The following is a 19,944-nucleotide window of genomic DNA, read 5'->3' on the forward strand; positions in this document are numbered from 1 at the left end:
TTTCATGATTTTGTTGGTTTTTGAAGTTTAATTGATTTTGAAAGTTTCTGCTTGTCAATTTTCCCTGTAGCGTTTACGGGAAGTTCATTTTCAAAGAAGAAATATTTTGGAATTTTAAATTTTGCCAGATTCTTCAGACAGTACGCTTTTAGCTCATCTTGAGTGAGGGATTCATTCTGTTTGAGTACGATAAAACTCGCTCCAGATTCACCCCATTTTTCGTCGGGAACGCCTACCACTGCAACATCTGCAACGGCAGAATGGGATTGCAGTACCTTCTCCACTTCACGAGGGTAAACGTTTTCTCCACCGCTGATGTACATTTCTTTTTTCCGCCCCGCTACGTAAATATAGCCTTCGCTATCTTTCCTGACCAAGTCGCCCGTTTTGAACCAGCCTTCAGAGAAAGACTTTTGATTGGCCTCTTCGTTGTTCCAATAGCCCGGGGTCACATTGGGGCCAGCCAGCCATAATTCACCCACCTCATTGGGGCCACATTCAGCGCCCGAATCGTTCACGATTTTTCCATTGACGTAGAAATTGTAAAACCCGATCGAGCCTCTCTTGCGAATGGTATCGCTCTGATGAAGGGAGGTAACATTTGGGCCGACTTCTGTCAAACCATAGCCCTGACGAATCGGAATATTCTTTTCAGACCAAAGTTCGATCATGGGGATGGGCAAGGCCTCACCACCAACGATGAAATAGCGGATGTTGGACAAGTCGGCTGTTTTGAACGCTTCGGTGTCCACCATCATTTTAAGCATCGTCGGCACAGCCATAAAGAGCGTAGAGCCGCTGCTTTCGAGCTTTTCCATAACTTCTTCGGCCACGAAATCGTTCTGCAACCAAATGGTTCCACCGCGATGCAGCAGCGGAGTGATCAGCACATTCCAGCCACCCGTATGGAAAGCAGGCATGCAGTTCAGTGTGACGTCATCAGAACTCAAATCCAGCCGAAGCGCCGTATTGACACTGTTCCAAAACAGCATCTTGTGGGTGTAAATCGCTCCTTTGGGAAAACCCGTTGTGCCCGAAGTGTAGAGGATGAAAATCGGATCATTTTCCTCGAGTGAGTTCAAATAAGGCTCAGCCTTTTTTCTCAGGTCGGCAAAACCGATCTGCGAGTTTTTGTTCTCGACCAACTTTTCTTGGAAGGCAGGTTCCGACAAAACCAGTTTCGCTTTTGAATCTTCAATTTGGTACTCCACCTCGCGTGGGGTCAATCGGGTATTGATGGGCACTAAAATGTATCCAGCCTTTTGGGCGGCACCGAAGAGGGCGATCAGTTCAATCGAAAAAGAGGAAAGTATCGCTATTCGATCTCCTTTCTCCAAGCCATAGTCGCGGTGCAATACCCCCGAAATATCAGATGCTTTATCATTTAGCTGCGCATATGTTATTTCTTTTTCGTCCTCTACCACAGCTACCTTTCCGGGAGAGAACTCAGACCATTTTACAAACCAATCAAACTCGTTCATAGTGGTTTTGTTTGAGGTTGAACAGAACTGACCTTTTGAGCAGAAAGTAAAATCAACAAGCCAATAGCCGAGGAAATCAGTATGGCATAAGTAGCGGCAATGGCAGGGTTGTTTATTGCGCCTTTCATGTAGGGGCCGATGTTTCCATAGTATACAGAAAAATGGACGAGAATGGCAGTGACGGAACTCACAATAGCGGCAATAGGAGAAGTCTTCTTGGAAAACATTCCCATGACCAGTGGGAAGAAAGCTGCACTGAAAAATGCATAGACTCCATTTTGGGCAAAAATGGCAACGCTTAAATCGGGATCAGCGATTTGCCGTGCCGATAAAATCACGGTAAGTACGGCCAGTCCAACGATGACGCCTCGGTTGAGTAATATTTTCGAGCGATTCGACCACTCCGATAATTTGGTGGAATTAGAAAGAAAAAGATCATTCGTGAACGTAACCGAAAGACTCTGAATTAACCCTTCCAGAGTAGATATTCCCGCGGCGATTAATCCCAGAGTCACCAAGAGTCCTGTGCCCACTCGGAAATTCTCAACGATATAAGCCGGCACGAGTTGATCGGGTGGCAAAGGATTGCCATTTAAAGTCATATCGGGAAAACTGATTCTCGCATAAAGCCCTACAATCACTACGGAAAAGAAAATGACCATGGTGAGAATCGCCGTCAACAAATATTGATTGACTTGGGATTCATCTTTGAGAATTAAAGATTTAGTAATGATGTGAGGTTGACAAACCACCGCCACGCCGATTACAATTTGACAAAAGACAATTTCGAAATAATCACGGAATAGAAAACTATCAGGGTTGGTGTATTCGGTTAAGCGTGGATCGATGGTTTCCAAGGTGCTCATAAAACCTGACCAGCCCTCGGCGAAGTATTCGTGGCCGGACAAAATCAAAATCACGGCAACAATGAGCATTAGCAGTGCTTGGATGGTATTGGTGTAAACCAAGCTATTAGCTCCTCCAAACATCATGTATCCAAAGACGAAAATGACGATACCGACCATCACTACCGTCGGGTCGGCGCCAAGCGGAGCTGCAAGCAGCTGGGCTAAGCCCACTACGATCAATACGATGAAGGTGACCAGTAAAATGGACAAAAGCGCGAAGCCCGTTCCATAGGCCTTGCTTCCGAATCGATTGGCCATCCATTGTGCCATGGTCAACGCCTTTACTTTAGTGCCGTGCGCTCTGAATCGTTTGGTCAGAAGGACCAATGATATAAATGCAGCCGCGGGCAGAACCAATACATAGGCGATCAATCCTGAAACGCCGTAGAGGCCGATCAAACCCGGATTAATAATAAAAGTAGCTGCGGAAGTCATGCTGGCCGCCAATGCCAGACCAACCGCTGCGGGCGAGAAGGCAACGCTTCCGAGCGCGTAGTCTTCAATATTGCCCGTGTTCTTGGCTCCCCGAAATACCACAACAAGAATGACGCCCATCAGAACGGCGAGCATCAAAAGAGTGGGCCATATTTCGGTAAGACTACCCACGCAAAAATGGATTTAGAATTTTCATAAAACCGTCCAAGTCTTCGATGTAAGGTGAATGGCCGCACTCCTCCATCACCTCTTCACGGTAATTGAAACCCGCTTTCTCAAGTGCGTTACGGGTTTGCGAAACCATCGGTTGAGGGGCGCATTGATCAGCTCCGGGATAGTTTGGAATCAAACCGAGCTTACCCAGCACTGCCGTGTCAAAAAGAGATTCATCAGAAACGATCTTATCCTTTCCTCCTCGAATCCAAAGCGTTTCGGGCTTCTGAGTCACCTCCGATAATTGGTTGAGTATTCCTGTTTTGGAAAGCGGCGATGCACAGTTGATCTGCCCTTTATCTCCGGGCTTCGAAAAAGGAAAGCTTTCGGAAGGTGAGTGATCTCCCGGATAGAACTCCTCTCCCACTCTCATTCGAAGCAAACCCTCGAGCAAATCATTCACCCTTTCGGGAACGAATGGTGGCTCCCAATAAAAGGAGTTCATCACATTAAGCGGAGCGGATGGATTTCCCGTTCCCCTCTCTTTCTTTTGTAAAAGCTCAACGAAATCGGGATTGATGACACCCGCGCCACTTCCAGCTCCATCGGGATAGGTAAGGCCTCCTTCCACGTTTGATGTTGCGCCAAATCCAAAAGGAGACGCGGGATTGACCAAGACCATTTTTTGGATTCTTTGGCTGTCGCGAAGCACCATTTCCCAAGAAATTCCCCCACCGAGGGAATGGCTGATGATGGTGTACTTTTCAATTTTTTCGCGATCAATCAAAGCGAGCAGATCATCTACAAAATCTCCGAAGCTTTTTTCCGCTTTGGCCGGCACTGCTTCCGTCAATCCGAAGCCCCTCAGATCAGGGGCAATGCAGGTATAGCGATCGGGCATGGCGTCCATCAGCTCTTCCCAGAATACGCTGTCGGATCCATTTCCATGGATAAACAGAATCACTTCATCTCCCCCATTTCGGCGGCGAAGATGCTGCTTGATTCCATTGGCTGATATGTAAACCTGCTCGATCATTTTCAATATTTGTATAAGGCTCCCGCAAAAGCCAATCCGCCTCCCGATCCGATAAACATGAGGTAATCTCCTCGCTTGATTCGTCCCGCTTTATTGGCTTGATCAAGCGCCATCGGGATACAAGCAGAACCGGTATAGCCATAGTGGTGCATCACGTACTCCGCTCGTTCGTGTTCGATATTCAAATTATCGAGCGTCTCGTGGATTGCGTTTATGTTAATCTGAGTAATGAAAAAGCGATTCACATCTTGTGGGCTGATGTGGGCTCGCTTGCACAATTCCTGAATCATGCTCGTCCACATTTGTGGATTGAGCTCTTTGGGGAATTTGTGAACGAATTGAAGTAGCTGGGTTTTCTCTTCCAGAACCTTTTCGCTGACGGGTGTTTTTGCGCCACCCGCATAAATCCCCATCCAATCGGCGTATTCGCCTTTGGTCTCCAACATGGAAGCCAACAAACCTTCTTCACCTTCATGGGACGATAAAATGACTGCACCGGCTCCGTCGGCAAAAAGCGTCACGGTTTTCTTGTCGTGAAGATTGAGGTATTTCGACATGTTGTAAGTGCCTACCACCAATACTTTTTGGTATTGATCATCGGCGGAGATGTACTTCGCAGCCATATCAAGGGCCGTAACGAAGCCCGCGCAAGCGGTGTTGATATCGAATGTACCTGCTTTGGTGGCCCCCAATCTGTGCTGCACCACTGAGGCAGTGGAGGGAGAAACATATTCCGGAGTATCCGTGCTGATGATGATCAAATCGAGTTCTTCAGCTTTCACACCTGCAGCAGATAATGCAGCCAAGGCGGCATTCTCGGCCAAATCAGCTGTAGATTCATCGGCCTCAGTCCAGCGACGCTCAAAAATCTGCACGTTCTGACGTAACCAAGTATCGACGTCTTGGCCCAAAATTTCATTGAAATAAGAGTTGGGCACTACCTTTTCGGGGACGTACATTCCCGTGCCCAAAATCTTTGCGTTTCTCATGCTCAAAGTTTTAATCCTCCATCAACATTAAGCACAGCACCAGTGATGAAAGAAGCTTTGTCAGATGCGAGAAAAACATAGGCATTCGCAATGTCTTCAGGCTGCCCGAGTCTTCCCAGCGGTGTTTGAACCCGCAACCCATCGAGTACTTTTTCAGGGACGGACTTGATCATATCGGTATTGATAAATCCCGGAGCTACCGCATTAGCCGTAATACCATATCGACCCAGCTCTTTTGCCCAAACTTTTGCCAAGCCAATCACACCTGTTTTGGTGGCAACGTAATTGCTTTGACCAAAATTTCCATTGTGAGCAACGACGGAAGAAGTATTGATTATTCGACCACCTCCCGTTTCCATCATGTGAATAGCCACTGCTTTACCACAATTGAATACACCAGTGAGGTTGACGTCAATTACTTTCTGCCATTGATCAGGCGTCATCTTTTTAAGCGTGCTATCGGCAGTTACACCGGCGTTATTAATTAGAATATCTACTTTACCGATGGTTTCAACCGTTTTGGCGACGGCTTCTTCGACAGCCTCGTAAGATCGAATGTCCACCGACATAAAACCGATCATCGAAGACTGATCGCCAGCTAATTTTATGGTTTCAGCTGCCTGCTCTGAATTGATGTCCCAAATCATTACACGACATCCTTCAGAAACAAATTTTAGGGTAGTTTCACGACCGATACCATTTGCGCCACCAGTGATTATTGCTGTTTTATTTTCGAGTTGCATTGTTTTTGTATTATGTGGGATGAAGGTAGTTTTGACGTGTAAAAATACCACATATCAAATTATTTATTAATATATGATTATTTACACAAATAGAACTTATTACTCTACTAATCACTTCTTTAATACTAATATTTTTGATGTGATATAATGGTGTATGATTGACAATTTTGAGAATGAATGAGATATGGTTTTTTTTTAATATTCAATGAGTTTTAAACCTGAGTTGCTCGTGGAATGTGTGAATATGAAAATGCCTTTCGGTAAGTACGAAGGGCGATATTTATGCGACCTACCGATTTCGTACCTGGAATGGTTCAAGCGAAAAGGTGGCTTCCCTAAAGGAAAAATCGGAGTTTTACTCGAAACGGTCTATGAAATAAAACTAAATGGATTAGACGAAATCCTTTTTGAACTTAAGCGAAGATTCAAATAAAACTTCAACAAATTTTATTTTGATTTCTGATCTCCTTTTTATCTACTTTCGCACAAAATTGAAACGGCTGAAATGATTGTTAGCAAGGTGCTTCCAACGTTTCAGTACAAAACAAATATTAGTACACCTCACCTCACTTAAAACGTACGAACACCCACTGGATTGAAAACGAAATACTTCGATCTTATTGATCAATCATTCTTCTTTCCCCAAGAAGAATTTACCCTAAACGGGGCAGAACTAAAGTTTCATGATATTGACCTGATGAAACTGGCTGAAGAATACGGCACCCCACTCAAGTTTACTTATCTACCCAAGATTAGCGATAATATCAATCGCGCGAAAGGCTGGTTTAAGGATGCGATGGTAAAAAGCAATTACAAGGGAACTTATAATTATTGCTATTGCACCAAAAGTTCTCACTTCAAACACGTCTTGGATGAAGCGCTGAAAAACGATATTCACATCGAGACGTCCTCGGCATTTGACATCAATATCGTTCAGAACCTAAAGAAATCAGGTGCTATTAAAAATGATACCTATGTAATTTGCAATGGTTTCAAGCGTGATCAATATGTGCACAACATAGCGGAATTGATAAACGGAGGACACAAAAAGTGTATCCCTATAATTGACAATTACGAGGAGCTCAACTTGCTCTCAGAACAGATCAATGAAAACTTTGAGGTTGGGATTCGCATTGCCTCAGAAGAAGAACCGAAGTTTGAGTTTTACACTTCAAGACTGGGTATCGGTTACAAAAACATCGTTCCGTTTTACAACCGAGAAATAAAAGATCGGCCTGATGTAAAACTGAAAATGCTGCACTTTTTCATCAATACTGGTATCAGAGATACAGCCTACTATTGGAATGAACTGCAAAAATGCTTGAAGGTTTATATAGACTTGAAGCGCGTTTGTCCTAACCTCACGGGGCTAAACATTGGGGGTGGCTTCCCCATTAAAAATTCACTGGCCTTTGATTACGATTACGCATACATCATCGATGAAATCGTAAATCAAATTAAGATGGCCTGTGATGAGGCCGGAGTGGATACCCCCGATATTTTTACCGAATTCGGAAGTTTCACTGTAGGCGAAAGTGGTGGGGCCATTTACAAAGTACTTTACCAAAAGCAGCAAAACGACAAGGAAAAGTGGAATATGATCAACTCATCTTTCATCACTACTCTACCCGACACTTGGGCGATCAACAAACGCTTTGTGATGCTTCCCATCAATCGCTGGAATGACGAATATGAGCGAGTGCTCCTCGGCGGCCTCACTTGCGATAGCGACGACTATTACAATTCAGAGCAGCACATCAACGCCATCTATCTTCCAAAGTATAGAAAGGACAAGCCACTTTACATCGGGTTTTTCAATACGGGTGCTTATCAAGATACTATTGGTGGTTACGGCGGATTGCAGCACTGCTTGATTCCTCAGCCAAAACAATTATTGATTAGCAAAGACGAAAGTGGAGAAATGAAGACAGAGGTCTTCGCACCACAACAATCTCAAGAAGCAATGCTCGATATTTTGGGTTACCAAAACGCCCTTGAGAAGGCTCCTGTGGTACCTACTAAAGTAGAACAAGTCAACTAAAATGGAATCAAAAAGAACTTACGCGGGAATCGATAAAGAATTCGCATCTCCTGAAAAGTCAAAAATCGTTTTAATTCCCGTTCCTTACGATGGGACGAGTACTTGGCTAAAAGGCGCTGACAAAGGACCCGAAGCCTTTCTGAAAGCTTCTGAAAACATGGAGCTCTATGACATCGAAACGGAGACTGAAGTCTACAAACAAGGTATTTACTTGCATGACCCCGTTACCGAAAAATCGAGTCCAAAAGCGATGGTCGAGGCAGTGCATGCTACGACGAAAAAAGAGATTACCAAAAACAAATTCGTAACCCTTTTCGGTGGTGAACACTCGGTTTCAATCGGAGCAATAAGAGCATTCAATGAGTGCTTTGACAAGCTAACGGTTTTGCAAATCGACGCACATGCCGACCTCCGAAAAGAGTATGAAGGCACCCCTTACAATCATGCTTGTGCGGTTTACGAAGCGAGTCAAAACACCAACTTGATTCAGGTCGGAATCCGTAGCATGGACATTTCGGAAACCAGAGTGATGGATAAAGAAAAAGTCTTCTTTGCGCATGACATGGCTACCGACGAATACTGGCCCGATAAGGTAATGGAATTGCTAACCGATAATGTCTACATCACTTTTGACCTAGACGCTTTCGACCCCGGTATTTTGGCTTCGACAGGCACCCCTGAACCGGGAGGACTTTTCTGGTATGAAACACTCGATTTCTTGCGCAATGTTTTTACGAGTAAGAATGTAGTCGGATTTGACATTATGGAGCTCTGCCCGAATGAAGTTGATAAATCTTCCGATTTCGTTGCAGCAAAACTGTACTACAAAATGCTCTCTTACAAATTCATGAATACGAATTTGGGAGATGATTTCGAGAGCGGTACTGAGACTGAAAAAAGTTCTTCAGACAAAAGAACAATGACAAAAAACTTTGACTACGATGAGTAAGCCAATTACCGATTTTATCGAAAAATACTACCTGCACTTCAATGCAGCCACGGTTATAGATGCCTCAAAAGCCTACACTGCCCAGCTGGACCGAGGGGCCAAAATGTTGGTAACACTTGCGGGTGCGATGAGCACAGCTGAGTTAGGGAAAATCTTTGCGGAGATGATTCGCCAAGACAAGGTTCAAATCATTTCCTGCACCGGTGCAAATCTTGAAGAGGACATCATGAACTTGGTGGCCCATAGCCATTACGAGCGCGTCCCCAACTACAGAGATCTCACTCCTCAGGAAGAATGGGCTTTACTCGAAAGAGGGCTGAACCGAGTAACGGACACCTGCATTCCTGAAGAGGAAGCTTTCAGACGACTCCAAAAACACGTCTTCAAAATTTGGAAAGATGCCGAGGAAAAAGGGGAACGCTACTTCCCTCATGAGTTTATGTACAAATTGCTCCTGTCAGGAGTTTTGGAAGAGTACTACGAAATCGACGTTGCAGACTCATGGATGTTTGCAGCGGCAGAAAAGAATCTGCCCATCGTTGTACCGGGCTGGGAAGACAGCACAATGGGAAACATCTTTGCCAGTTATGTCATGAAAGGTGAGTTAAAAGCCTCTACCATGAAATCGGGAATCGAGTACATGGGATTCTTAGCTGATTGGTACACGGCCAATTCTGAAAATGGAATCGGGTTTTTCCAAATCGGCGGAGGAATTGCAGGCGATTTTCCGATCTGCGTTGTTCCCATGCTCTATCAAGATATGGAGCGCACGGACACACCATTTTGGAGCTATTTCTGCCAAATTTCAGATTCTACTACGAGCTACGGTAGTTACTCAGGTGCAGTACCTAACGAGAAGATAACGTGGGGAAAGCTGGATTTGGATACACCAAAATTCATCATCGAATCTGATGCGACCATCGTGGCACCGCTTATGTTTGCGCACATACTGGGCATGTAAGGGTGAAAAAAAATCAAATAATTGAAAGGAAATTAAATACCTTCAATATCGCCATCAAATTGGATACTTAAATGAATACGCCATTTCACCTCTCCCTGCCGTGTCGTAGTGTGAGCACTACAAAGTCATTTTATGTAAAAAAAATAGGTGCTGAAGCGGGACGCGAAGCTTCTACTTGGGTAGATATTGATCTCTATGGAAATCAAATCACCTTTATAAAAGACGAAAGTTTTCACTTTGACTACCACAACTATCGTTTTGGTGATTCAATTATTCCTGCATTTCACTTCGGAGTATTATTGGAAAAAGATACTTGGGACGGCTTGTTTAAGCGATTGAATGAGGCGAAAATCACCCTCACCGAACAACGAAAGTATTTGGAAGGAGCCCCGGGAGAACATCAGTCCTACTTTTTGGAAGACCCCAACGGATACACCGTCGAGTTCAAATGCTTCTCTAAGGAAGGAGACACTTTTAATAAATAACACACATAAGATATGCCTTCAACGAAGGAAATCCAGAACGTAGAACTACAGCTTCTGGACTTGAACGATTACGCGGAGTTGAAAGATGCTATGATCGCGGCCTACAAATCAATGCCCGACAGCTATTGGAAGGAACATCACATAAAAACTCTTGTAGATAAATTTCCTGATGGTCAAGCTGTAATTAAAGTAGATGGAAAAATAGCGGGCTGCGCACTTAGTATAATAGTAGACTGGGACAAAACGCTCAATCACCACACTTACAAAGACATCACCAAAGATTATACATTCGATTCGCATACCGGAAAGGGCGATATGCTCTACGGTATCGATGTGTTTATAAAACCAGAATATCGCGGCCTTCGATTGGGGAGAAGACTCTACGATTATCGCAAGGAGCTTTGTGAAACCCTAAACTTAAAAGGTATAGCCTTTGGCGGTCGCATTCCAGGGTATCACAACTACGCTGACAAACTCTCTCCCAAAGAGTACATTGCAAAAGTACGTCTGAAAGAGATCATGGATCCCGTGTTGAACTTTCAAATTTCCAACGACTTTCACCCCGTTCGAATTCTGAAAAACTATTTGGAAGGTGACAAAGCCTCTAACGAGTTTGCAGTACTGATGGAATGGGACAACATCTACTACGAGAAGCCGAATAACGATGTTAGCGTAACGAAGACTGTCGTAAGACTGGGTTTGATTCAATGGCAGATGCGTCCATACAAAGACTTGGAAGAGTTGATCACTCAAGTGGAGTATTTCGTTGATGCTGTATCAGGATACCGCTGTGACTTTGCCCTTTTCCCTGAGTTTTTTAATGCGCCCTTAATGGCTAAGGACAATCACTTAAAAGAGTCTGACGCGATCAGAGAATTGGCTGGCTACACTGAAGCTATCATCAAAAAAATGCGGGAGTTTGCAGTCTCTTACAACATCAATATTATTACAGGAAGCATGCCGCTTCTGGAAAATGATCATCTCTACAACGTCGGTTACATATGTCATCGCGATAGTACTGTCGAGCGGTATGAAAAACTGCATGTAACTCCGGATGAAGCCAAAGTATGGGGTATGCAAGGTGGTTCAAAACTACAGACGTTTGATACGGATGCCGGTCGGGTTGGTGTTTTGATTTGTTACGACTCTGAATTCCCCGAACTAAGCCGCCTTTTGGCAGATGAAGGAATGGACATCCTCTTCGTCCCATTTTTAACCGATACCCAAAACGGGTACTCAAGAGTGCGTCATTGTGCCCAGGCCAGAGCCATCGAAAACGAATGCTATGTAGCCATAGCGGGAAGTGTCGGTAACTTGCCAAACGTTCACAACATGGACATACAATTCGCACAATCAATGGTATTTACTCCTTGCGATTTTGCATTCCCAACGAATGGTGTGAAAGCCGAAGCCACTCCAAATACCGAAATGATTCTCATCGCAGATGTAGACCTAAGTTTACTTCGAGAATTGCATCAAAAAGGAGCGGTGCGGAACCTGATCGATCGCAGGAAAGATATTTTTGAGTTGAAGAAGAAAGTCTGATCCTGTTTTTATTGAGCACAGAAATTTCATAATTTGCTCAAAATTATAGGCGATGCTGGGATTAATACTGATCTATTTTGTTGGAAAGGCATTTTATAATCTTGCCGAAAAACATGGTAAGCAAAAATGGCTTTTTGCCATATTAGGAGTTCTGTCCTACTACTTCGGTCTTTTTAGTACAGGTATGGCATTAGGTGCCGTAGAAGTTCTGAATCCCAATCTCATCCTACCCGACAATGAATTGGTTCTCTCTCTTATGACATTGCCTGTAGGAGTCCTTTTTTGTTGGGGATTCTACAGGATTTTAAAGTACAATTGGGAAAAATCAAAACACAATATTTCTGAAGATTTGCTCGACCTCTAATCTTCTTTTCTCAATTGACATCTTTCAATGTATCTTTGAGCCTTGATGGAATTTTTGTACCCGAGTTTTCTCTACGCGCTAGCCTTTTTGGCTATTCCGATCATCGTCCATCTTTTCAATTTTCGGCGTTTTAAAAAGGTTCCGTTTACCAATGTTCGCTTTTTACGCGAGATTAAGGTACAGACGCAGTCTCAAAACAAGCTCCGTCACCTTCTGGTACTACTCATGCGCTTGCTCGCTCTGGCATTTTTGGTCTTTGCCTTCGCTCAGCCTTATATTCCGGAGGACAATTCGGCCGATAAAGACCGTGGTCAGGCAGTCTCGATTTTTGTGGATAACTCCTTTAGCATGCAAGGCGAAAGTGAAGCAGGCCCTTTACTGGAAGTGGCTAAAAACCGCGCCATCGACATTGCCATGGCCTATGATGCTACAGATCGTTTTCAACTTCTATCTCAAGATTTTTTAGGCGAGAACCAGCGATTCGTAAGTCGCACGGAATTCATTCAGAACGTAGAAGACTTAAAACTCAGCTCTAAATCGCGGTCGCTCGAAAGTATCGCAGAGCGACAGCAAGACCTTATGAGCAGCGCTCCTGACGACTTAGCAAAAGAAGCATACCTCATCAGCGACTTCCAAAAAAGCCAGTTTCCGATGGGGTCATTCGCACCGGATACCTCTTTCAGTTATGGCCTTGTCCACTTGGAAAGAAGCTCTCCTTCGAACCTGTACATCGATTCGGTTTGGTTTCCAACTCCCGTCAGGCGAGCAGGCGAAAGTGAAAATCTGAGTGTGAGAATCGTGAATACGGGAAGCCAAGATTTGGAAAATATTCCGCTAAACCTCTCGATCAACGGAATTCAGAAGTCTATTGGAAGTTTCGCGGTAAATGCTCAGGCTTCCGTTGACACGGCCATCACCTTTGTGCACGACACACCCGGACTGAAATCGGTAGTTGTAGAAATAGAAGATTATCCCATCGACTACGACGATGCCTATTACCTCGGCTATCGTGTGCACGATAAGCTAAAGATATTGTCCATTTCACCTTCTAATGGTGCTCTGACAAAAGACTTTATTGGCTCAGTTTACCGAGTAGACAGTGCCTATGACTTTCGTTCGACCAGCCTGAGCAGTTTGAATTATGCTGATCTTCAAAGCAACGACTTACTGATCCTGAACGAAATGTCTTCCATTCCCGGTGGACTGCGTCAGGAAGTGGTCGCTTTTGCGGCGAATGGTGGCTCTGTTTGGGTCATTCCTTCTTCGGAAATCGATCTCGCATCGTACAATGAGCTTTTGACCGAATTAAAAGCGGGGGCCTACCTTCCCTTGAAAGAAGAGGATGTGAAAGTACGATCGCTCAATGCTGAGAGCCCCTTATACAGAGATATATTCGAGTCGGTTCCAAAAAACATTGATCTACCAAGTGCTAAGGCATTTTATCCGATCACCAGCTCATTGCGCTCCACGGAAGAATCACTTCTACAACTTCCCGGAGGGAATTCTTTTTTTAGCGCCTATCGCGAATCAGGTGGAAATATTTATGTCCAAGCCGTTCCTTTAAATTCAGAAAAGAACAATTTCTCCCGCCATGCTATTTTTGTGGCTACTGCCTTGAGGGTTGCAGAGTTGAGCCGCTCCACGGAAACTTATGCTGTAGAAATTGGTAATGAATCATCCTTCTCCATTCCTTTTATAAGGACTCAAAATGAAGATGTATTCCACTTAATTCAATCGGAAACCGAGCTGGATATTATACCCGCGTTCCAAGTATCAGAAGGAAGAATAGCTCTCTTCGCAGGTCAAGAGCTCAATCAGGCAGGAACGTATACTTTGGCCTTGGGCGATTCGGCTATAGCAGCCGTAGGATTTAATTTCGAAAGGATGGAGAGTGACTTAGCTTCCTATTCCGTGGAAGAATTGAAAGCAACCATCACTGCGATTACTGCAAGTAATATTACACTCTTTTCAGGCGAATCAGAAAATTTGGCTCGAGAAGTTCAACAGAAGGTTTCGGGCACAGAACTCTGGAAAATCTGTCTAATTTTGGCTTTAACTTTCCTTCTATTGGAAAGCCTACTATTGCGTTTCGGTAAAAGAAAAATGGCATGAAAACCCTGATTTCGCAGGCAAAAATCATCGACAAAAGACACGGCCAAAATGGCGAGATCGTAGATATTCTAATCGAAGATGGCGTCATTCAGAAAATAGGCGCTTCAATCAGTGAAGCTGCTGATGAGAAAATTGAAGGTGACGGTCTTTGTGTTTCCATCGGCTGGATGGACATGCGGGCAAACTTTCGGGATCCCGGCGAGGAGTACAAAGAGGGAATTTCAAACGGATTGAAGGTGGCCGCCAAAAGTGGTTTCACCGCCGTTTCATTATCTCCTGATACCACCCCAGCAGTTGATAACAAAGGTGCAGTGGAGTATATGAAAAATCGAGCCAAAAGCAGCGGAGTTGACATCCACCCTATTGGTGCCGTATCAGTAGGATTAAAAGGCGAGAGCATGTCTGAAATGTACGATATGCATCAGGCAGGTGCGGTAGGTTTTGGCGATGACAAACATCCGCTCAACGAATCAGGACTACTGCATAGAGCCCTGCTTTACACATCAAATTTTGATGCGCCCGTTCTCCATTTCCCCTACGATTCTAAGCTTATCCCAAACGGACAAATCAACGAAGGTACCCTTTCAACGAGCCTGGGACTGAAAGGCATTCCCGCCATCAGCGAAGAAATGATGGTGAGACGAGACCTGACCCTTTTGGAGTACACGGAAGGCCGATTGCACCTCGGTCCGATTTCATCGGCCATATCAGCCGAGCTTGCCGATGAATCCAGACAAAAAGGATTAAGAGTTACAACTGAGGTCACTGCAGCTCACTTGGCTTTTTCAGAAGAGAAGCTAAATGACTTTGACAGCAACTTTAAGTTGATGCCACCGCTTCGAACGGAAGAAAACAGAAAAGCACTTATCGCGGCTTTGAAGTCGGGAAAGATCGATGTGATCTCATCCGATCATTCTCCCGAAGACGAGGAGCACAAGAAGCTCGAATTCGACTTGGCCAATTTCGGTATGGCAGGTATGGAACTGTTTTTCCCAATGGTGCTTAGTGCCGTAGGCAATGAAATTCCATTGGATGAATTGGTGGAAAAATTTTCCATCTCGCCGAGAGAAATATTGGGAATTGATGTTCCCTTAATTGCTGAAGGCGAGAAAGCGAATTTGACTGTTTTTAGCATAGATGAGAGTGCAGATCCCATCAAGCTGCAGACAAAAGGCTACAACGTACCTCAAGCAGATCAAAATTTCAAAGGAAGAGTTATTCGAACCTTTCACTCCAATTAAACCCATTCAGTAAACGGTTTCTTCTCAGCAGAGATTTGTTGTACCGTTCGTATTCGAACTTATCCCTTTGATGAAATTGGAACTGGTTTTACGGTTTCTCTTTTCTAGATTCAATCATTCATCTAAAAATAAGAGCCATGAAAAAACTATCCGTTTGTTTCGTGCTCTGCTCAATCCTTTGGACTGCAACTTGCTCAGCAGCCCAAGCCGATACCATCGAAGTAGAATCAAGCATTTCAGCAGTTAACGTCTTTTTTCAAGGGGCGAGGATAACACGGGCGGTGTCCTTAAACCTCAGTACGGGTAGACATGTACTACTGGTCCGAGGACTTCCTTTGGATCTTGATCCAAATCTTATAAAAGTCAATACCCCAAGTCGATTGAAGATATTGGCCGTGAGTCATAAAGTCAGAATACCCTCTCAAAAATCAATGGGTACCGAGCTGGCCATCCTCGAAGAGAAAAAAACGACTCTCGAAGACGAGATTGAATGGTTAAAAGCGAAAAAGCAAATCTTTGACGAAGAGGAAGCCTTGCTCACACAGAACACCGAATTGAAAAAAGCCGATGGAGAAAAGCATACCCTAGGTGTAAGAGAGGCGGCAGACTTCTACCGAGAAAGACTGACCGAAATTGCCAAATTGAAGTTTGACAATACAATGGACATTCGCAAAGCCCAAAAACAAATCAAACAAATCAATGCGAAGGTCAATTCCTTGCTGGCAGGGACAAAGGTTCCTCAAACAGAGCTACTCCTTTTTGTGGAAGCATCTTCCATCGTTTCGGAAAAACTCGACGTAGAGTATTTCACCAAAGCAGCTGGCTGGGAGCCGCTTTACGACTTCAGATTTGACGCTGTAAACAAGCCACTTGAATTGGTTTACAATGCCAATGTTTATCAGTTCACCGGTGAGGACTGGAACGAAGTGGACCTTTCGCTCACCGAAGGTTTGCCCAAGCAGAAAGCCGAGCTCCCTGAATTTGATCGCTGGTACATCACGCGGAAACCCAGCCCTAAACCCAAGGCCTCAATTAGTAACGAAAATCAAACGGGAAGTGGAACATTAAAAGGAACCTTAACTGACGCTGAAACGGGAGAACCGCTGCCATTTGTGAACATCATACTTCAACAAGGAAACAAACAGGTGACCGGTTCTGCGACGGATTTCGATGGAAATTATACCATAAAACCTATCCCATCGGGAGTTTATGATGTGCTCGTTTCTTATGTGGGCTACAATGCCAAAAAAGTGGAGGGAGTGAGAATCAGCTCGAACAAAATCACGTTTACGAATATCGAGCTGTATTCAGGAGTTCAGCTTGAAACTTTTGAAGTGGTTGAGTATACTGTGCCATTGATCCAAAAAGACGGCGGATCATCAGGCGGATCGGTTAGCGTAAATGGTCTTCGTCGTATGCCGGGAAGAAACTTATCATCCTATGCTCAAATTGCTGGTGGAACAAAAAGTTCTAGTTACTTCAAACTCTTCATCGACGAGTCCCCGTCTATTTCTTCACCTAGAATATCTTACTCTGTCGACTACAAGTACAGCGTACCCTCGAGTGGAGAAGACCGCTTGCTGACTATCAAAACGGAAAAGGTTCCCGTTGCTTTTCTCTACAGAGCCATTCCAAAGGTAGATACCGATGTGTACCTCTTAGCGCGGATTACCGACTGGGGAAACTTGCAGCTCCTTTCTGGAAAATCAACCATCTATTTTCAGGGAGCCTATTCGGGCGAATCGACTCTGGATGCTGAAAGCGTGAAAGACACACTTGAGATTGCACTTGGCAGGGATGAGAATATCTTACTGGAAAGAAGATTGAATCAGGACCTTTCCAAAGAACAAAGCTTTGGAAGTAAAGTGAAAAGAGAACTTCATTGGGAAATTGAAGTCCGAAGCAATAAATCACACCCGGTCATGCTGGAACTCATTGACCAAGTGCCCCTTTCGGATAACCGAAATGTGAATGTCGAAATCATAGACATTGGTGATGCAAAGAGCGAAAATGACAGTGGCAAACTGACTTGGGAACTGAGGCTTGAACCGAACTCTTCACAACAACTCGATTTCAGCTACGAGCTGAAATACCCCGAATCGGCTTTGGTGTATAATTAGGTGGTTAGTTAAAAAAGGTCGAGTGCTGCCTAGAAGGCAGTGCTCGGCTTTTTTTCTTTTAAGGAATGAGTTTCCATTCAAAATTCTCGATCTCTTATATTGCGGGAAATTTAAACCGAACAATGTTCTCGCTATGGTCGACAGATTTCTAAAAGCCAAACACTGGCAAATTTTTCTTTTTGGAGTTGGGATACCTTTCGTGCTTCAAATGATTCTATTTGGACTTATTGTTGGTCAAATTGCTAATCTTCAAAACGCAGAAAATCCTGCCTCAGCGTTTCTTTCCAGCGGTATAATCGGCAGCTATCTAGGCATCTTTGCCATTTCATTTCTTTCCTTTTTTATTCTTTACGGATGGATGTACTCAATTGGTGTAGGCCTCAAGAAGTACCTTCCGGCAGACGTTCATTCCCGTACGAAATTTTTCGTGTTTTGCCTTGTATTTCCCATAGCTTACATTTTTCTCTTTTTATTTCTCTATTTCCAAGCTTTCACTTCCATGATTGGGTGGGAATCGAGTACTCCTGAGGCAGCTTTCGGAGGCATGATGGGTATGTTCTTTCTCATTATTCCACTGCATCTTTTCGCTATGTTCTGTGGAATCTATGTTCTGAGGTTTGTCGCCAAAATCATCAAGAGTGTAGAACTTCAACGGCGTGCCAGATTCAGCGACTACATAGGGTATTTCTTCTTGGTTTGGTTTTACCCCATTGGAATTTGGATACTCCAGCCTGAAATCAATAAAATCGTATCAGGCGAAAACGCTGATCCCGTGAGCGAAGACGGCGTCTTGGACGCTTAATCGAAGAGCACTAGATAGCGTCAACCGCAACTTTGTAAGTCGGATCTTCCATCACATTCACATCAATGATCGCTTCAGCATTTTGCAAAAGCTGACGGCAGTCAGGGCTAAGGTGACGCAAATGAACTTTTTTCCCCACTTTGCGGTAGCGCTCGGTGACTTTGTTGAGAGCTTCGATTGCCGACATGTCTACCACCCTGCACTCGGCAAAGTCAATGATCACCTCTTCTGGATCGTTGAGCACGTCGAACTTATCGTGAAAAGCAGCTACTGATCCGAAGAAAAGCGGGCCGTACATTTCGTAATGCTTGATTCCTTCTGCGTCAACACTTTTACGCGCTCGAATCCTTTTGGCATTGTCCCAAGCAAATACAAGTGCCGATATCACCACTCCAATCAAGACCGCCAAAGCTAAGTTGTGGAGGAAAATCGTTACCAGGGTCACGAGCACCATCACCAGAATATCCGATTTTGGCATTCGCCTGATGGTGCGCAAACTGGCCCATTCGAAAGTACCGATAGCCACCATGATCATTAGTCCGGTAAGCGCTGCCATAGGTACTCTTTCTATTAATGACGAGCCGAACATGATAAAAACCAAGAGCATTAAGGCGGCGACAATTCCTGAAAGTCGGGCTCTGGCTCCATTGGAAACGTTGATCAAGCTCTGACCGATCATGGCGCAACCACCCATTCCTGAAAAAAGCCCCGATAGCAAGTTGGCACCGCCTTGGGCAATGGCTTCCTTGTTTCCACGTCCGCGGGTTTCGGTTATTTCATCTACGATATTCAATGTAAGCAAGCTCTCGATAAGGCCCACTCCTGCGACTATAGCTGCGTATGGAAAAACAATGGTAAGTGTCTCCAATGTAAACGGTACTTCAGGAATGTGAAATGGAGGGAAGGATCCCTTGATCGATGCCATGTCTCCTACTGTTTTGGTATCAATATCCAAAAAGAAGACCAGAGCGAATACCGTCAGAATAGCGACCAAAGAAGCGGGAATGACTTTGCTCAACTTAGGTAGGCCCCAAATAATAAACATGGTAAGCAGTACCAATCCGAGCAGAATATAAAGAGAAGTTCCCGTCAACCAATCACCACTTGGATCTTTGAACTGATCGAGTTGTGACATAAAAATGATGATGGCTAAACCATTCACAAATCCAAAGATGGCGGGATGCGGAACGAGTCGCATCAGCTTCCCCAGCTTCAAGAATCCCGCTGCCATCTGAAGGATTCCGGCCAGGATAACCGCTGCGAAAACGTATTCAACACCGTGTGAAGCAGCCAACGTAACGATAACCACCGCTACAGCACCTGTCGCTCCGGAGATCATTCCGGGACGGCCACCGAAAACAGAAGTGACCAAGCCCATCACAAAAGCTGCGTAAAGCCCCGTTAATGGGGAAAGACCTGCAATAATGGCAAATGCCACTGCTTCGGGAACCAAGGCTAAAGCCACCGTAAGTCCAGAAAGCACCTCTGTTTTGTAGTTGACTTTTTGTGATAGATCGAAGAGGTTGAAAAACTTAGTCATAACCAAAAAAATAGGGTGAGCCTGAAGGGATCACCCGCA

General features: G+C 44.5%; 17 protein-coding genes. 11 read left to right on the forward strand and 6 right to left on the reverse strand.

The annotated features are described in order from the left end of the window. Window positions 1-2 precede the first annotated feature (2 nt). The 5 genes from menE to O3Q51_12520 are packed head-to-tail and all read right to left on the reverse strand — an operon-like array spanning window position 3 to window position 5,745. Window positions 3-1,481: an o-succinylbenzoate--CoA ligase gene (gene menE, locus O3Q51_12500; protein MCZ4409634.1), complete on the reverse strand. Its 1,479-nt coding sequence runs from the start codon at window positions 1,479-1,481 to the stop codon at window positions 3-5. Beyond that, window positions 1,478-2,995 (reverse strand): sodium:solute symporter, encoded by a 1,518-nt coding sequence (locus O3Q51_12505; protein ID MCZ4409635.1) that lies wholly within the window; start codon window positions 2,993-2,995, stop codon window positions 1,478-1,480. Before O3Q51_12505 ends, menE begins: the two co-directional genes overlap by 4 nt. Then, on the reverse strand, window positions 2,988-4,013 hold the full coding sequence (locus O3Q51_12510; GenBank protein ID MCZ4409636.1) for an alpha/beta hydrolase: 1,026 nt from the start codon (window positions 4,011-4,013) through the stop codon (window positions 2,988-2,990). Before O3Q51_12510 ends, O3Q51_12505 begins: the two co-directional genes overlap by 8 nt. 2 nt (window positions 4,014-4,015) lie before the next feature. Further along, window positions 4,016-5,002 carry a ketoacyl-ACP synthase III gene (locus O3Q51_12515; protein ID MCZ4409637.1) on the reverse strand — a complete coding sequence of 329 codons (987 nt, stop codon included), beginning with the start codon at window positions 5,000-5,002 and terminating at the stop codon, window positions 4,016-4,018. Between the two features lie 2 nt (window positions 5,003-5,004). Further along, a complete protein-coding gene (locus O3Q51_12520; GenBank protein ID MCZ4409638.1) occupies window positions 5,005-5,745 on the reverse strand; it encodes a beta-ketoacyl-ACP reductase in 741 nt (246 codons plus the stop codon). A 205-nt stretch (window positions 5,746-5,950) separates the two neighbouring features. On the opposite strand from O3Q51_12520, the gene O3Q51_12525 reads away from it, so the two are divergent. The 11 genes from O3Q51_12525 (at window position 5,951) to O3Q51_12575 (ending at window position 18,365) form a co-directional block, all read left to right on the forward strand. Beyond that, the gene (locus O3Q51_12525; protein ID MCZ4409639.1) at window positions 5,951-6,178 is read left to right on the forward strand and encodes a DUF3820 family protein; all 228 of its coding nucleotides are present in this window, start codon (window positions 5,951-5,953) and stop codon (window positions 6,176-6,178) included. 162 nt (window positions 6,179-6,340) lie between these two features. Next, window positions 6,341-7,786 carry an arginine decarboxylase gene (locus O3Q51_12530; GenBank protein ID MCZ4409640.1) on the forward strand — a complete coding sequence of 482 codons (1,446 nt, stop codon included), beginning with the start codon at window positions 6,341-6,343 and terminating at the stop codon, window positions 7,784-7,786. A 1-nt stretch (window position 7,787) separates the two neighbouring features. Beyond that, the gene (gene speB, locus O3Q51_12535) at window positions 7,788-8,735 is read left to right on the forward strand and encodes an agmatinase (GenBank protein ID MCZ4409641.1); all 948 of its coding nucleotides are present in this window, start codon (window positions 7,788-7,790) and stop codon (window positions 8,733-8,735) included. Beyond that, a complete protein-coding gene (locus O3Q51_12540) occupies window positions 8,728-9,696 on the forward strand; it encodes a deoxyhypusine synthase family protein (protein MCZ4409642.1) in 969 nt (322 codons plus the stop codon). Before speB ends, O3Q51_12540 begins: the two co-directional genes overlap by 8 nt. 71 nt (window positions 9,697-9,767) lie before the next feature. Next, window positions 9,768-10,181, forward strand: coding sequence for a bleomycin resistance protein (locus O3Q51_12545; GenBank protein ID MCZ4409643.1), 414 nt, complete (start codon window positions 9,768-9,770; stop codon window positions 10,179-10,181). Between the two features lie 12 nt (window positions 10,182-10,193). Next, window positions 10,194-11,726, forward strand: coding sequence for a bifunctional GNAT family N-acetyltransferase/carbon-nitrogen hydrolase family protein (locus O3Q51_12550; GenBank protein ID MCZ4409644.1), 1,533 nt, complete (start codon window positions 10,194-10,196; stop codon window positions 11,724-11,726). A gap of 52 nt (window positions 11,727-11,778) precedes the next feature. Beyond that, a complete protein-coding gene (locus O3Q51_12555) occupies window positions 11,779-12,090 on the forward strand; it encodes a hypothetical protein (GenBank protein MCZ4409645.1) in 312 nt (103 codons plus the stop codon). A gap of 45 nt (window positions 12,091-12,135) precedes the next feature. Then, a complete protein-coding gene (locus tag O3Q51_12560; protein MCZ4409646.1) occupies window positions 12,136-14,202 on the forward strand; it encodes a BatA domain-containing protein in 2,067 nt (688 codons plus the stop codon). Continuing rightward, entirely contained in the window at window positions 14,199-15,443 is a 1,245-nt protein-coding gene (locus tag O3Q51_12565; GenBank protein MCZ4409647.1) for a dihydroorotase, read from the forward strand. Before O3Q51_12560 ends, O3Q51_12565 begins: the two co-directional genes overlap by 4 nt. A gap of 137 nt (window positions 15,444-15,580) precedes the next feature. After that, window positions 15,581-17,563 carry a DUF4139 domain-containing protein gene (locus O3Q51_12570; protein MCZ4409648.1) on the forward strand — a complete coding sequence of 661 codons (1,983 nt, stop codon included), beginning with the start codon at window positions 15,581-15,583 and terminating at the stop codon, window positions 17,561-17,563. A gap of 133 nt (window positions 17,564-17,696) precedes the next feature. Then, window positions 17,697-18,365 (forward strand): hypothetical protein, encoded by a 669-nt coding sequence (locus O3Q51_12575; protein ID MCZ4409649.1) that lies wholly within the window; start codon window positions 17,697-17,699, stop codon window positions 18,363-18,365. A gap of 10 nt (window positions 18,366-18,375) precedes the next feature. Here the strand turns inward: O3Q51_12575 and O3Q51_12580 are convergent, their stop codons facing one another. Next, window positions 18,376-19,905 carry a SulP family inorganic anion transporter gene (locus O3Q51_12580; protein MCZ4409650.1) on the reverse strand — a complete coding sequence of 510 codons (1,530 nt, stop codon included), beginning with the start codon at window positions 19,903-19,905 and terminating at the stop codon, window positions 18,376-18,378. Between the last annotated feature and the right edge of the window lie 39 nt (window positions 19,906-19,944).

The organism is Cryomorphaceae bacterium 1068 (assembly GCA_027214385.1).
GTDB lineage: Bacteria > Bacteroidota > Bacteroidia > Flavobacteriales_D > Cryomorphaceae > JAKVAV01.